The organism is Streptomyces sp. NPDC088554 (assembly GCF_044752945.1).
Lineage (GTDB): Bacteria > Actinomycetota > Actinomycetes > Streptomycetales > Streptomycetaceae > Streptomyces.
Genome location: NZ_JBIVMF010000044.1, coordinates 1 through 13,989 on the forward strand (window position 1 = coordinate 1; position 13,989 = coordinate 13,989).

The window sequence follows — 13,989 nt, forward strand, 5'->3', positions numbered from 1 at the left end:
CGCCGAGACCTGCCCCGCGAGACCTGCCCCGTGGGACCTGGGCCAGACCGGGACCTGCGCCCGCGAGACCGAGACCTGCCCCGTGGGACCGGCCGGCCCCGAAGCCCGGCAGCACGCTCCCGAAACGAACGGGGGCGCCCCCGAAACCGACAGCCGCGTCCCCGAAACACCACACAGGATGAGGAAATGAAGTCACACGGCAGTGGCGAATCGAAGGAATTAAATGCCAACATTAGCGGGAATTGAAGGACCCCAAGGCTCGACAGTTTCCCGATTCGGGAATCCGGATCTGAAATTCATTGGGTTCCGCAAATAGAAAGGGGGATGTATGCTGGCAGCCGATCGTCAGTTCCGGGAAGCCGGACAGATCGCTCGGTCCACAAACGAGTCGGGCCCCACGCCTCTGTCGCACGAGATCGTGGGGCCCCCGGTTCCGGACCTGGGATGGGCTCGGCCGTGGCATCGGCCGGGCCCATCGTTGCTGCTAGTTCAGCTGCCAGAGCTTGTACACCCAGTACGCGGCCTGGCTGGCACGCGCGATCAGGATGAATATCTGGACGGCTGACTGCCGCTTGGTCCGGTCCGGCTCGGTTCCCTCATCGGGGTTCCTGCCGGACACCGAATCACCTCCTCCCGGTAGACCAGCTGAAATCCACCGGAATTCTTGGAGGGGTGTCTCGACAGTAGCAGAATCACGCCTACTGAAAAGCGGCTCGCTGAATGCGGCACTCCTGCGACGCGGCTAATAGCGAGAGCTGTCCGGTGGTGCCGAGGCGTGGGTAATAGCCGGCTCGCGCCCCCCGGGCAAGTCCCGGCGTGGTTCCGGTTACGGTCTCGGTGCCGAGCCAGTGATCTTGGTTGGATTCCGGGCGAGGAGGGCCGGGCGGGCCGGTGGGTCGATCGGCTATGGCGTCGGTCATAGGTTGCTGTCGATCCGGACCGCACGGTGCCCGGTGTCGAGCACGTACCGGGTGCGGCCGCCGGAGGGCGTCTCGACCTGTTGGCGGACGAGCCGCTCGCCCCGGTGGGCGCTGCAGGCCGGATCGCCCTTGAGCCGGTTGTGGCGTCGGGCGTGCGCGTGGCCGGGGGCGGCCGCGGGGTGCCGGCGTGATCCACTGCCGGGTCAGCTTGCGGGTCTGGTCCAGGTCCACCGCGGCCGGGTCGACCTCGACAACGTGGTCCAGGACCTCTTTGCCGTGCTCGAGGCGGGTGGCGACGCCGATGACGATGAGCCCGCCGCCGCCGTCGGCGAAGGCTGCGACGTCCCTGGCGAGCTCCTCGGCCGACGCCGCCGCGGGCCGAGGCTCCCGAGGCGGGGCGGGGCCCGCACCTGGGTGGTGCGGGCCCCGCCGGACGGGCAGAGGGCCCCTCCCTTCGCCGGCCCTGCGGTCAGTGCCGGTTGACGGTGACCTGAATTCCCAGCACCCCGAGAAGGGCGAGGCCCACCAGGGGGAAGCCGCCGAAGAAGAGGGCGAGCCCGCCCCCCACGCAGAGGACCTTGAAGACGAACTCGCACCAGTTCAGGGCGTTCCCGGAACCTGGCCCGCGTCCGGAGCCGTCCGACTCGTGACCTGCCTGATCTGCTGCTGTACGGTCGATGGACACGTAGGAGTACCTCATTCCCGTTGTGGCACAGGCACCAGGGCAGTTCTGCTGGCCGGCTCGCTGCCCTGGTCCTGCGGTTTCCCGCCGCGCATTCTCGGGCGAGAACACCATGGTGCAGCCGACTTGACACCCGATCAGGTATCCTGATCGACGTATTGATCCGCATGCGACGTGTCGAGAGTGACAAGACATGGATAGAGACACGGATGACGCGATATACGGATCAATACGTAGGGGATAAAGCGTCGAAAAAACTTGGGGCATGCGGTGGGGGACGTCAAGGTCGAGGTCCGCGTGGATCAGCTGGCGGACCTGTCGAAGGGTGACCTCCCGGGCGCGGTGGAGAAGGCTCGCGAGCTCCACGAGCGCGGCGGCCCGGAAGTGGTGAGAATCAGACGCTCCTTCGTCCGGCTGGAGAAGTTCGCCGGGCTGGTCGAAGACGAGCGGAAGCCGTTGCCGAGGTCCGAGCGCCCCCTCTCCGCGCAGATGATCTCGCCGAGAGGCCTGACGCTGAAGCTGTACCTTCTGGTGCTCTTCGCCGCACAGTGCGAGACCACGGCCGGCAAGGAGTGGCCCACCCCCTACCCGATCGAGCCGACGGCGGAACAGACCGACTCCTGGCGAGGCCTGGTCGCAACCACCGCGAGGTACGCCGGCCCCGGGGTCCAGGCGGCCTCGGTCCGCACGAACAAGGTCAGGCAGATCGCCGAGGCCATGAAGACGCTGGAGAAGATGGGCCTCCTCGCGTCGGCAACGGGCGTCAAGGGCCAGGTTCGCAAAGGCGTCCTCCTGCTGTGCGAGAACGGCAAGAGCAAGAACGCCGGGGCCGCGAACATCCCGTACACCGTCCCCGCCGACAACGAGCCGTTCGTGGAGATCCCCGTCGGGTTCTTCACGAACGGCTGGGTCCACGTACTGACGACCAGTGAGATCGCAGCCCTGCTCATGTGGTTCGACGTGATCAAGTTCGACCCCTCGCCCCGCGTTATCGAGGACGGGTCGACCATCAAGGAGGGCTACGTCCGCAGCGACGTCCGGCACGGCTTCTACGGACTCGGCCGCGACGCGTACGAGACGCACCAGCCACTGGAAGCCTTCGGACTCCTGGACGTGCTCCGCCACTCCAAGCGGCACAACGACGGGAAGTGGCAGAACTTCAAGGACGACAACAGCGACATGGCCGCCCACCGAGTCATCCTGCAGACAGCGGCGTTCGGGAGAGAAGCCGGCCCGACCGTCCTCCCCGTCCTCCACCGCCGCCACATCACCGGGGAGTGGCGCCGCCCCCTCCAGTAGGGGAAACCGGCCCCGCGCCAAGGCGCCCTCCGCACCGAGAGCCACGCCGAACACCGGATCGCCCCGCCCCTCGGGAACGAACGCACCGCACCCTCCCCCGGCCAGCACCCGCAAAGCACGGAGCCCCCTGGGCGTGTGTGCGAGCAGGAACGCGACCGTCGGCAGCCCAGACGCCGTCACCGCATGTCTGCACGACCCTCCGAACGCCCCGCAGAACAGGGGCCAGAAGTCGCAAACCACGCAAGACAGACGATGCCACATAAGGGCGTATTTGCCCGCCTACACCATCGGTCGCCACCAAACTAGTTATCTCTCTAGTTGCGACATTATTAGGCTAATTACAGCACCGCAGGTCAAGTGCCATACCCATCAGCGTAGTTGATCAAGAAAAACGTACCACCCCAGCTCAACGGCAGAACCAGAATCTTCTCTGCCAACTCTAAGCACTGCACGTCAGAGCTATCTGAATGTCGTAACTAGAGAGAGGACCGACAGGCGGCGGATCCGGGGACATCGGCGGTGGGCCGTCCGTCGAAGAGGACGTGGATGCGGGTCTAGCATCCCGCGTCGGGACCAGATCCGAAGGAGACGTCGATGTAGTCGATGTCGGTGAATTCGACCTCAAGCTGGTCGGCGCGGCGGCCGTGGTCCTTGAAGTACATCTCCTGGATGCCTTCGGCGATGACCTCGTTAGGGCTCTGGGCGCCGATGCCCCACTGTGCGTCGAACAGGCGCCGAGCGTAGTCGGCCGGGAGGTGGACGGTAATGCGCCGTGTGCGGCCGTCGTCGGTCGTGCCGATCGGTGCGCTGTAGCCGAAGCGGGCGCGGGCCTCCACGGTGATCCCGGTGCGGGTCGCGGCCTGCTTGCGGCGCCGGTCGCGGACCCTCGGCTGCCAGCGGGCGCGTACCGCCGCGTCGATACGGTCGGCGATCTCCTTCGGCGGCTGTTTGCGCGCGCCGGTGCGGTAGCGCTCCACGGAGCGCTGGGTGATGCCGAGTTCCTGGGCTACGGCCTTGGCCGTCTTCAGCTGCCTCAACAGGAAGTTGATCCGCCCTTTGAGGGTCTTGGGCGGTTCGTGGGTGAAGACTTCCTGGCCGGCGCGCTCGATCGCTTCCTGGACCAGGGCGTCGTCGGCGTCGGCGTTGCCCGGGCGGATCCGTCGCACCACGGGGCTACTCCCCTTCGTCCGCGACGGCGTCGCCGCCCTTGATGTGGCGGGCGGGGTTGTAGCCCTGTTCCATCAGGTCCACCGCCCACGCCATGTCCTGGACCCCCTCGACCTTGCAGAAGCCGGGGTTCGCGCCGATGCGGAACGTGCCGTAGACCGGTGTGCCGTCGCCGTTGCGCGGGAGGAAGTCCAGCGGGGAGGAACCTGGGCTGGCGTAGGCGACGCAGTCGGACAGCACCGCGAGCGGGTACAGGCCGGTCAGGGCGGCGAGCTTGGCCATCTTGCGGTGCATGTTCACGCGCGCCTTGGCGATGAGCATCGCCCGGATGTGCGGACTCCACGTCGCCCGTTCCAGGGCGGGCCAGCGCTCGCCCTCGGTGTAGTGGCGGCCCTGGGGTCGTTCGCGGAGCTTGCCGATGCCGCCCTTGACCGTCGACTTGATGGCGGACAGGACCATCGCGCCCTGCCGGTGCCGACGTACCGCGGCCGCCAGGTCCTCGTCACTCTGGCCGGCCAGGTGCGCCAAGTCGGCGCGGCCGGGCGCGAGTTCACGCAGTGCAGTGCGCAGCACTTCGACGTCGTCCTGGTGGGCGGCGGCGTATGTCTTGTGCAGGGCCATCGCGGTGAGGAACGCGTCTTCGTCGGTGTCCTTGTCGGTGGGTACGCCCATATCGGCGGTCGTCGTGAGGAAGGCGTCCTTGAGACGGTCGTGCCACGGGTCCAGGTACGCACCCGTCTCGTGGCGCAGGTATGCCTCGGCCGGTGTGACGTCGTAGCCGAGCTCGACCGCGTATGCCACGGTCGGTGTCGCGTACCAGCCGGGTCCTTCGGGGCACTCCCCGGTGGGCGTAAACGGGTTCGGTAGACGCGGGTCCAGTGCGATGTGGGAGAGGTCGGCCAGCCAGCTGCCGGGGATCTTCTTGTCGAAGGCCGGGGCCATGACGTGGACCGGCTCCGACAGGCCGACAGTGAGGCGGGCGGCGGCCGCGAGGAAGGCGGTGTTGATGTCGATGCCGACCGCCCACGGCAGCAGGCACTCCTCATCGGAGAGCAGCTTGGGGTCGCGGACCCACTGGTAGGCCTCTTCGTCCAGGAAGCCGCCCGTCCAGCCCTGGGCGGCGGGGTGTTCCGGCGTTGCCTCCGGCGGGGCCGGGTCGATCGGGCGGGTGAGCGCGCCCGGGTTCGGACCGGACACCCACTGGCTGGTCGCCTCGTCCTGCACCGGGCGGGTCGGCGGCCTCGTCGCGGTCATCAGCTCCAGCCCCGATACGGCGGTGGAGCCGCGCGGGGTGATGACCCGGGACGCGTACACGCCCAGCACTCGGGCGAGGTCTGCGGGGTGCAGGGTGGCGGCGTCGCCCCAGGCGCGGGTGTCCAGGGCGTCCCAGGGCAGAATCGCCAACTGCACGCACTGGCGCTGGCTGCCCTTGGCAGGGCGGTAGATGCGGGCCCAGGGGCCGAAGCCGCGCTGGGTGAGTTTCCACTTCGCCTTCGTGATCTGTTTGACGACCGGGTGGTCCTCCGGCAGCCGCAGGTTCCGGCGTGCTTCATGGCCCTCCAGGCGCTCCGGCAGGCCGAACCGTACGGCGGCCGCCGCGGTCAGCACGATCAGCGGATCGGAGTCCTTGCCGTTCTTGTTCAGCCTGGGGGCGCCGATCCCGGACTCTTTCAGCGTCCAGTCGACCAGTTGCGGAATCGTCGTCGCCGCACACTCCAGCAGCACTCCGCCCAGGCAGAACGCCGTGCCCTCCCCGTCCAGCACCGCGAGCGGGCCATGGGGGAACCGGGATTCCACCGCGGGTGCGGCCGTCTTCGGCCGGGCCGGACGCCGCGACGTCGATGCCGGCCTAGTGGTGCCTGTCGGACGGGACGCGGCGGAGGCCGGGCGCTGCACAGGCGGGTGATTCTCAGCGACTGGTGCAGTCACCGGGACACTGGCCGGGTCGGTGGGGGCAGTCCGCGCATCCAGCACGGCTGCGGGCCCGGTGAAGGACCCTGTGTCCAGCGCGGGTTGGGCCGGGTACTTCGCCGCCCAGCCTTCCAGTAGCCGCAGATACGCCTGAAGCCGCGGTGGTCTGGGGTCGGTACGGCCGGTTTCCCAGCCGTTGACCGTCTCCCGCCGTGACTTCAGTGCCCGGGCCACATCGTCCTGCGTCAGACCAGCGGCCTTACGCAGCCGCAGCCGTTCCTCCGGCAGCGGCAGCACGAGCCTGGGCTGCGTCAGCAGCTCGTCAACTGCGGCGAACAGCTCTTCCTGACTCGGCATGCTTCACCCTCCCGCACCACAATCTAGATCAATTTAACCCCCGAACGCATACCGAAACGCACTTCTGTAGCCCTGGAGGGCATGCCGGTGTCAGCGGGTGATGTTCTTTGTCCGCATCGGGCGGGGCCGCCTGATGCGGGCGGCGGCAAGGTCTTGTTCGAGTAGGCGGCGCGGTGGCGGCAGGCCTGGAATGGCAATGAGCTGCCGTCCAAGACATCGGCGTGATTCCTGTCAACTTGCCTGGGGGAATGGGGCCTTGGGCTTGGGTTGACTGCTTGCATGCAGGCGACGGACTTTACTGTTCGGGGCGGCGGCGGTGCGGCCGTAGGCTCCAGCCGGATCGACGTGCGCTTCCTCGACCCGCTGGGCTGTGTGCAGCAGGTCCCGTGGCTCGAGGCCGCGCAGGACGTCGCCTTCGAGCGCAGTCCTGCGGTACGGCCGTTTCCTGTCCGGTACGGGCGGCGCGTTGCTCCGGGCTGGTGGTGGTCGTCGACCAACGGGCGGCTGGTGGCGTACGGGTCCGGTGTCATGCGGACCCAGCTCATGCTGCTGGACCGGGATACGGCTGTGGTGGCGTTGGCCTGCCGGCCTGCGGAGCTGGTGTGGCGTGAGGGTGGTCAAGTCGTCGGGCATGCACCCCAGTTGATGGCCAGGCTTAAGGACGGCAGCGGTCTACTGCTCGACTGCGTGGGGCGCAGCGGGCCCTCTGCCCGGCTGGGTGAGCGGGCGCGGGTGGTGGCAGCTGCTGCGGAGGCGGTGGGCTGGTCCTATCGGCTGGAGGAGCCTCCGGATCCGGTGCTGGTGGCCAATGTGCGGTGGCTGGCCGGATACCGGCATCCCCGGCACGGTGCGGGTCCGTGGATCCCGGCTCTGGTGGCGGCGTTCGGCAGGCCGCGGCCGGCGGTGGAAGTGGTGCGGAACCTGGGTGACCCGATCGCGGTCTGGCCTGCGCTTTTTCACACGTTGTGGAGTGGTGTGCTGCGTGTGCGGCTGGACGAACCGCTGCATGAGCGCGTCCTCGTCTCGGTCCCGCGGCAGGAGGACGAGGCGGCGTGACGCAGGCGGTTGTCGAGGTCGGGGCGCGGGTTCGCTTCGACGGGCGGATGTGGACGGTGGCCGTGCTGGAAGGCGCCCGGGCCACGCTGGTGACCGGCGAGGGGGCCTCCGCAGTCGTGCTGCTGCCCTACCTGTTCGCCGACCCGTCCTTCGAAGTGGAAGGCGGGCGCGTGCCACAAAGGGTGCCGCCGTTCGGGCTGCTGGAAGCACTGCCGGTGGAGGTACGGGAGCGGGCTCTGGCGTGGCAGCGGCATGTGCGGGAGGTGGAGACCGGCTTCCCGGATGCGGTCGGGCAGGGCCGTCCGCGTGAGGAGTTCGATCCGGCGACGCAGAGCCTGGCCCAGCGGGAGCAGGCGAAGGCGCAGGAGCTGACGGCGGCGGGCTGGACGGCGAGTGTGGCCACGGTGCGGCGGATGCGGGCCCGCTACCGAAGCGAGGGCCTGTGGGGGCTGGTGGACGGGCGGGCGGCGAGGGAGCGGTCTGCCGTAGGACGGGCCGATGAACGGGTGGTCACGGCGATCCGGACAGCGCTGGAGGGGCAGCGGGAGCGGTCGACGGGCACGCTGGTGCGGCTGCGCCGCCAGGTGGGATGGCTGCTGGAGGAGGAGCACGGCGCGGGGGTGGTGGCCCTGCCGCCGGCATCGACGTTCAACCGGCTGGTGCACGCGGTCGCCGACGGGCAGGGGCTGCTGGGGACGGCGGCGCAGCGGCGATGGCATGCGTCGCGGCCAGCTCCGCCGTTCACGCCGACGGTGGCGCTGCGGCCGGGTGAGCTGGTGATGCTGGACAGCACGCCGCTGGATGTCCTGGCGGTGCTGGACAACGGTGTGACCGGCCGGGTGGAGCTGAGCATCGCGCTGGACGTGGCAACCCGCAGCATCTGCGCGGCGGTGCTGCGGCCGGTGGGCACGACGTCGGTGGACGCGGCGATGCTGCTGGCGCAGATGGTGGTGCCGGCCGCGATGCGGCCGGGCTGGGATACGGCACTGTCGATGCAGCGGTCGGTCATCCCCTACGAGCGGCTGGTGGCGTTGGACGCGCGGCTTGAGCAGGCTGCTGCCCGGCCGGTGATCATGCCGGAGACGGTGGTGGTGGACCAGGGCCGGGTGTACGTGTCGGCTTCGTTCATCTCGGCGTGCGAGAGCCTGGGAGTGTCGGTGCAGCCGGTGCCGCCGGCGAACGGCCCGGCGAAGGGGAACGTGGAGCGGACCTTCCGCACCATCGCCGACGGGTTCAGCCAGTACCTGCCGGGCCACACCGGCTCGGATGTCTCCCAGCGCGGCGCGGCCGCGGAGCAGGATGCGTGCTGGAGCCTGGCGCAGCTTCAGGAACTGCTGGACGAGTGGGTCATCGCCGGGTGGCAGGAGCGCGCGCATGAGGCGCTGCGGCACCCGATGATGCCGCGGGTCTCCGTGTCGCCGAACGAGATGTGGGCGGCCCTGGTGGCGGTGACGGGGCATGTGCCGGTGCCGTTGTCCGCCGACGACTACGTCGAACTCCTGCCCCTGCGGTGGCAGGCCGTCAACGACTACGGGATCCGCTTCGGCTACCGCACCTACGACCACCCCGGCCTGAACCCCTGCCGGCGCCGCCGCTCGCCGCGGGCGGACAAGAACGGACGGTGGGAAGTCCACCACAACCCCTATGACCCCAACCGGGTGTGGGTGCGCCTGCCCGAAGGATGGCTGGAGGTTCCGTGGGTCCACGCGGCGGCGGTACGGCGTCCGTTCACCGCGTTTACCTTCGACCACGTCCGGCGCACCGTGGAACGCCGCGTGGGCCGCGAAGAGCACGAGGCCGCGATCGCTGGGGCGCTGGATGAGCTGCTGCGCCGTGCAAGCCAGGGGCTGGGCAGCAAACGCGAGCGGACAGTAGCCGCCCGGGCCCAGGCGGCCGCGCAGATGACCGATGCCTCCCCAGCCACCGCCCCGCAGCAGTGGCCTGCGCCTCTCGCGCCGGGGGCCTCGTTCGGGCTGCCCGGCTCCTTCACCGTCCTGCCCGAGGACGCCGACGGCTGGGACGCCGACGACGGCCTGGACGACATCGAAGACGACCCCCTCGCTGGCCTCGCCGACGGCCAGGACGCCGCGGCGGGCCACGCGGAGGAAGCGGAAGTAACCAAGCCGACGGCCGGAACAGCCCGCGCCCAGGCCGCTGAGCAGACGCCGGACGCTGCCGGGACGGGCGGCATGCACATCTACGACCCGTACCAGGAGGCCCAGGCATGGTGACAACAGTCAAGCCCGCCACCGCGCAGCACAGCGCCTTCAGTCCCCTGACCACGTGGGACGGGTGGCAGCAGTTCGTCGACACAGCCCCTGCCCCGGCGCTGGACGTTGGCGACGAGGGGTGGACCCTGGAGCAGCGGGAGGACTACCACGCGCGGTTCGTGGTGCTGAAGACCCCCGCGATGGACGCCATCTCCACCGCGGTACGCCGTCTGCTGCTGCTCAACCGCGGCCAGCAGGGCGGAGCCAGGCGCGGCCTGATCATCTCCGGGCCGGCGACCACCGGGAAGACCACCGCGATGCAGCAGCTCGGGCGCACCGTCGAACTCGCCGACCGGCGCCGCCACCCGAACCAGGACGGGCGTCTGCCGGTCTTGTTCATCACCGTGCCGCCGTCCTCCACTCCGAAGATGCTCATCAGCGAGTTCGCCCGCTTCCTCGGCCTGCCAATGCTGGAGCGGATGAACCAGATCCAGATCACCAACGCGGTATGCGAGCTGCTGTGTGAGATGGGCACCCAGCTGATCCTGGTCGACGACGTACACCTGATGGACACCCGCAGCCGGGCCGGTGCCGAGACCTCCGACCAGCTGAAGTACCTCGGCGAGCGGATCCCGGCAACCTTCGTCTACTCCGGCATCGACGTCGAGACCTCACCGCTGTTGACCGGTGTGCGCGGCTCCCAGCTCGCCGGCCGCTTCAAAATCGTGCGCAACCAGCCGCTGCGCTTCGGCAGCGGCGCGGACAAACAGATCTGGCACGACCTGATGCACGGCATGGACAGCGCCCTGCGGCTGCGCCACCACCGGCCCGGCACCCTCCTCACGCACGCCGCCTACCTTCACGCCCGCACTGGCGGCCGCATGGGCAGCCTCTCCCACCTCGTCCGCGAAGCCGCCCTCGTGTCCCTGCTGGACGGCACCGAGAAGATCACCAAGAAACTGCTCGAACAGGTCGAACTCGACACCGCCGCCGAACAACGAGCCCGGGCACCACAGCGTCACCGCACACCCGTATCGCGCCGCAGCTGACCTGCGGCTGCCCTCATCGTCCGGATCCCCGTCCACGTCGCTGCTCGGCTTCTGATCGCCTGAGCTCCACCGAAACCGGTCTCTCCTCCCTGATGCGCAACTCCCTTCCACCACAGCCACCACCATGTGCAGCGGCGGCGCGGCCGGGGTCGGCACGGCTCGCACCGCTGCAGAGCGAGACGAACCTGTCGTACCTGGACCGGCTGGCCGACCGCTACCGGCTCGGCGTCAGAGATCTCATCCCGGCACTGCTCCAGGTCGGCGGAGGCCTGTTCAAGGGCTACCGCACGGACGGCGAGATGTACCTCAACGCCGAAGCCCGGGCCCGTATATCGGTGTTCTGCCGCGTGCCCGAGGACGCCCTGGGACGGGCCCTGCCCGCCTGGGCCGCCAAGGAGCCCCTTGCTCCGGACGGGGAAGGTGCGGCCGGGCGGTTCCGCTTCGGGGTCGTGGTGCCGGCCGCAGGGGAAGGCTGCCGACTGTGCACAGCGGCACGCACCGGACGGGCCAAGCCCGCCCGGCTGTACCTGAAACCGCACACCCGAATCTGCCCGCGTCACCGGCGCTGGATGCTCGGCACCCACTGGGTCGACGGCGCGCCAGCCGGCACCGAGCAGATCGACCTGACGGGGCTGCCGGAGATGCTCGCGGCACACCGGCGGCACCTGCAGCTGCTGCGCCACCGGCCGGACGCCGCCCGCGCGTTCGAGGTCGCCCACGCCGTGCTCGTCTCCTGGTGGGCGCAGCAGTGGCCCGAGGAGGAGTAATGGCCGCGCCGGGTACGCGAGATGGCGCCGCCTGGGGCAGATCCCGGCTGGTGGCGGCTGCTGGTCAGGGACGCGGTCACCTACCCGGAGACGGTCGCCCTCACCTCGGTCCTCACCGACGAACGCACCAGACAGCGGCTGCTCGCCGACACCGACGGACACCTGCCCCACACGCTCGCTCACACCCCCACTCTGGTCACCCAGTTGGCGCGAGTCACGAACCGGCCGTGGCTTGCCGAACAGATCGCCTCGACCTCGGCCGGCCCGTTGCTGCTCTGGGCGCAGCACTGCGTACGGGCCGACGCGGACACAGCCGCCGCCGACCGGCTGTGGACACTGCACATGGCGCACCGGCCCCGCCCCATCGCCCGCGAACTCACCGCCTACCGCGGCATCGCCAACAAGGGCGAGAACGCTGCGGGCGGTACGCGGCTGCACCTGGGGCTCCGGCACACATCGGACCACGCCTTCACCACCGGCCTGGCCCACGCCCGCGCCTACGCCGCCGTCCACGGCCACCTCGCAGCTCCGATCGGCGAGCGGTTCAACGGCTTCACGCTGGGCCGGTGGCTGTCAAATCACCGGAAATTCCCCGCGATGCCGCCCGAACACGTCGCGGAACTCGAGGCGCTGGATCCGTGGTAGAGACCGCCGTGGACGGTCATGTGGCAGCGTTCCTACTACGAAGCCCGCGACCACGCCCGCGCCCGGGGCGGCCTGCGGCCCGAACACGGCTTCCCCGCCACCAGCTTCGGCCTGGGTGAATGGCTCTACAACCAGTGCACCGGCTATGACGACCTGCACCCTGGCCAGCAGCGCCTCCTGTCCGACATCGGCCTCACCCGCGACAGTGCCCGGGCGGCCCGGCCCCGCCGCAAGCACATGGCCACCCACTTCCAGAACGTCCTCGCCTGTGCCCGCGCCTTCGCCGACACCCACGGCACGCTGGTGAACGCGACCGCCGACACTGTCCAGGACGGGCTGAAGCTGGGGCAGTGGCTGTCCAACCAGCGCAGCAAGGACCGCGCCCACCAGCTGCGCTACGGCACCCCGTCGTCCCGCGCGCTGGCGCTGTCGGCGATCGATCCCTGGTGGAACCCGCCCTGGGCGCTGGAATGGCAGCGCTCCTGGCACCAGGCGCACACCCATGTCCAAGCCGGCCACGCCCTGGAGGCCGCGGCCGGGTTCCCCGGCACCGCCAGCGCGCTCGCCGCGTGGCTGACCACGCAGTGCGCCCAGTACGACACCCTCCAGCCCGGCCAACACGACCTGCTCGCCCTCATCGGAATCACCGAGGACCAGGCCCGCGGCGCCGCCGCCCGGCCCGCCGAGAACGAAGCCGACTTCGCCACCGCACTGGGCTACGCCCGTTCCTACCACGCGACGCACGGCACCCTCGCCACCGCAACGGAAACCGTCCACGACGGATTCCAGCTCGGACGATGGCTGCGCCGGCAACGCCAGCACGCCCGCGACCACGCCCACCGCGGCACACCACCATCCGCCCGGACCAAGGCCCTGACCGCCATCGATCCCTGGTGGTGCCCGCCCTGGAACCTGGCGTGGCAACGCGCCTGGCAGCACATCCACGACCAGGTACAGGCCGGCCACCGGCTCGACGCCGACCACCACTTCCGCAGCTTCGCCCCCGCCCAGCGCACCTGGCTCCGCAAGCAGCGCAACCACTACGACGACCTCCACCCCGACCAGCAGCGCCTCCTGGCCGGCATCGGTCTGACCCGCGACAGCGCCCGCACCCGGCCCCTCAACCCCTACGCAGAAACCGCCCTCGCCCACGCCCGCGCCTACGCCGCCCTCCACCACACCCTGGCCGTCGCCTACTCCACCGTCCACGACGGCTTTCCCCTCGGCCGCTGGCTCAACGACCAACGCCAACAGGCCCTGCGCGAGACCACCCCCAGCGCCCGCCACCAGGCCCTCACCGCGATCGACCCGTGGTGGAACCCGCCCTGGGACCTGGCCTGGCAACGCGCCTGCACCCGCGCCTGCACCACACAAACCCGCCCTCACGGTGTCCCCGCCGACGTACGAACCTGGGTCAGAGCACAACACGCCGCCTGGGATCTTCTACGCCCCGAGCAGCAGAAACTCCTGACCGGCCTGGGGATCGCCCCCGGCACCGCGGACGCCGCCGGCCAGCGACGCAGATCCAGCCGTGTCTACCCCCTCAGCCCCGGCCTCGCCCACGCCCGCGCCTACGCCGCCGTCCACAGCCACCTCTCCCCCAGCGCAGACACCCACCACGACAGCTTCCCCCCTGGGCCGCTGGCTGGTACAAACACGCCGCAAAGCCCGGCAAGGACGCCTGGCCCCCACCACCAGCCAAGCCCTCACCGCGATCGACCCGTGGTGGAACCCACCCTGGCCCAGCATCTGGCAACGCACCTACCAACAAGCCCTATTGACCCACCGCTCCGGCCAGGACCACTCCCCCGCCCTCCAGCGATGGACCGAGCGGCAACGCACCCGCTGGAACACCCTCCACCCCCAGCAGCAACACCTCCTCACCACCATCGACATCCACCCCAGTAGCTGACCGCCCCGACCAAT

The 13,989-nt window shown here is 69.9% G+C and carries 11 protein-coding genes; 7 read left to right on the top strand and 4 right to left on the bottom strand.

The annotated features are described in order from the left end of the window. Positions 1–484 precede the first annotated feature (484 nt). The gene (locus ACIP8W_RS30425) at positions 485–619 is read right to left on the bottom strand and encodes a hypothetical protein (protein ID WP_402205582.1); all 135 of its coding nucleotides are present in this window, start codon (positions 617–619) and stop codon (positions 485–487) included. Between the two features lie 770 nt (positions 620–1,389). Further along, positions 1,390–1,605, bottom strand: a complete 216-nt coding sequence (locus tag ACIP8W_RS30430; RefSeq protein ID WP_402205584.1) for a hypothetical protein — start codon at positions 1,603–1,605, stop codon at positions 1,390–1,392. Positions 1,606–1,899: 294 nt separating this feature from the next. On the opposite strand from ACIP8W_RS30430, the gene ACIP8W_RS30435 reads away from it, so the two are divergent. Next, positions 1,900–2,901: a hypothetical protein gene (locus ACIP8W_RS30435; protein ID WP_402205586.1), complete on the top strand. Its 1,002-nt coding sequence runs from the start codon at positions 1,900–1,902 to the stop codon at positions 2,899–2,901. A 554-nt stretch (positions 2,902–3,455) separates the two neighbouring features. On the opposite strand, the gene tpg is transcribed toward ACIP8W_RS30435, so the two are convergent. Together tpg and tap are read right to left on the bottom strand one after the other, a co-directional pair. After that, the gene (gene tpg / locus ACIP8W_RS30440) at positions 3,456–4,070 is read right to left on the bottom strand and encodes a telomere-protecting terminal protein Tpg (protein WP_366399911.1); all 615 of its coding nucleotides are present in this window, start codon (positions 4,068–4,070) and stop codon (positions 3,456–3,458) included. A 4-nt stretch (positions 4,071–4,074) separates the two neighbouring features. Continuing rightward, on the bottom strand, positions 4,075–6,336 hold the full coding sequence (gene tap / locus ACIP8W_RS30445) for a telomere-associated protein Tap (protein ID WP_401957724.1): 2,262 nt from the start codon (positions 6,334–6,336) through the stop codon (positions 4,075–4,077). Positions 6,337–6,615: 279 nt separating this feature from the next. Between tap and ACIP8W_RS30450 the strand changes: the two genes are divergently transcribed. The 6 genes from ACIP8W_RS30450 to ACIP8W_RS30475 all read left to right on the top strand — a co-directional run bounded on the left by ACIP8W_RS30450 (position 6,616) and on the right by ACIP8W_RS30475 (position 13,971). Then, positions 6,616–7,392, top strand: a complete 777-nt coding sequence (locus ACIP8W_RS30450; RefSeq protein WP_366399909.1) for a TnsA-like heteromeric transposase endonuclease subunit — start codon at positions 6,616–6,618, stop codon at positions 7,390–7,392. Continuing rightward, complete coding sequence (locus ACIP8W_RS30455; protein ID WP_402205589.1) at positions 7,389–9,623, top strand: transposase; 2,235 nt, start codon at positions 7,389–7,391, stop codon at positions 9,621–9,623. Before ACIP8W_RS30450 ends, ACIP8W_RS30455 begins: the two co-directional genes overlap by 4 nt. Further along, positions 9,617–10,651 (top strand): TniB family NTP-binding protein, encoded by a 1,035-nt coding sequence (locus tag ACIP8W_RS30460; protein WP_366399907.1) that lies wholly within the window; start codon positions 9,617–9,619, stop codon positions 10,649–10,651. The genes ACIP8W_RS30455 and ACIP8W_RS30460 overlap by 7 nt, the downstream gene beginning before the upstream one ends. 92 nt (positions 10,652–10,743) lie before the next feature. Further along, positions 10,744–11,418 (top strand): hypothetical protein, encoded by a 675-nt coding sequence (locus ACIP8W_RS30465; RefSeq protein ID WP_402205591.1) that lies wholly within the window; start codon positions 10,744–10,746, stop codon positions 11,416–11,418. 21 nt (positions 11,419–11,439) lie between these two features. Beyond that, positions 11,440–12,063, top strand: a complete 624-nt coding sequence (locus ACIP8W_RS30470; protein WP_402205593.1) for a helicase associated domain-containing protein — start codon at positions 11,440–11,442, stop codon at positions 12,061–12,063. 18 nt (positions 12,064–12,081) lie between these two features. Next, complete coding sequence (locus ACIP8W_RS30475) at positions 12,082–13,971, top strand: helicase associated domain-containing protein (protein WP_402205595.1); 1,890 nt, start codon at positions 12,082–12,084, stop codon at positions 13,969–13,971. Positions 13,972–13,989: the final 18 nt, after the last annotated feature.

Coding starts and splice junctions, on each gene's coding strand:
- tap (WP_401957724.1), bottom strand. CDS start 6,336: ATGCCGAGTCAGGAAGAGCTGTTCGCCGCAGTTGACGAGCTGCTGACG.
- ACIP8W_RS30450 (WP_366399909.1), top strand. CDS start 6,616: ATGCAGGCGACGGACTTTACTGTTCGGGGCGGCGGCGGTGCGGCCGTA.
- ACIP8W_RS30460 (WP_366399907.1), top strand. CDS start 9,617: ATGGTGACAACAGTCAAGCCCGCCACCGCGCAGCACAGCGCCTTCAGT.
- ACIP8W_RS30465 (WP_402205591.1), top strand. CDS start 10,744: ATGCGCAACTCCCTTCCACCACAGCCACCACCATGTGCAGCGGCGGCG.
- ACIP8W_RS30470 (WP_402205593.1), top strand. CDS start 11,440: ATGGCGCCGCCTGGGGCAGATCCCGGCTGGTGGCGGCTGCTGGTCAGG.
- ACIP8W_RS30475 (WP_402205595.1), top strand. CDS start 12,082: ATGTGGCAGCGTTCCTACTACGAAGCCCGCGACCACGCCCGCGCCCGG.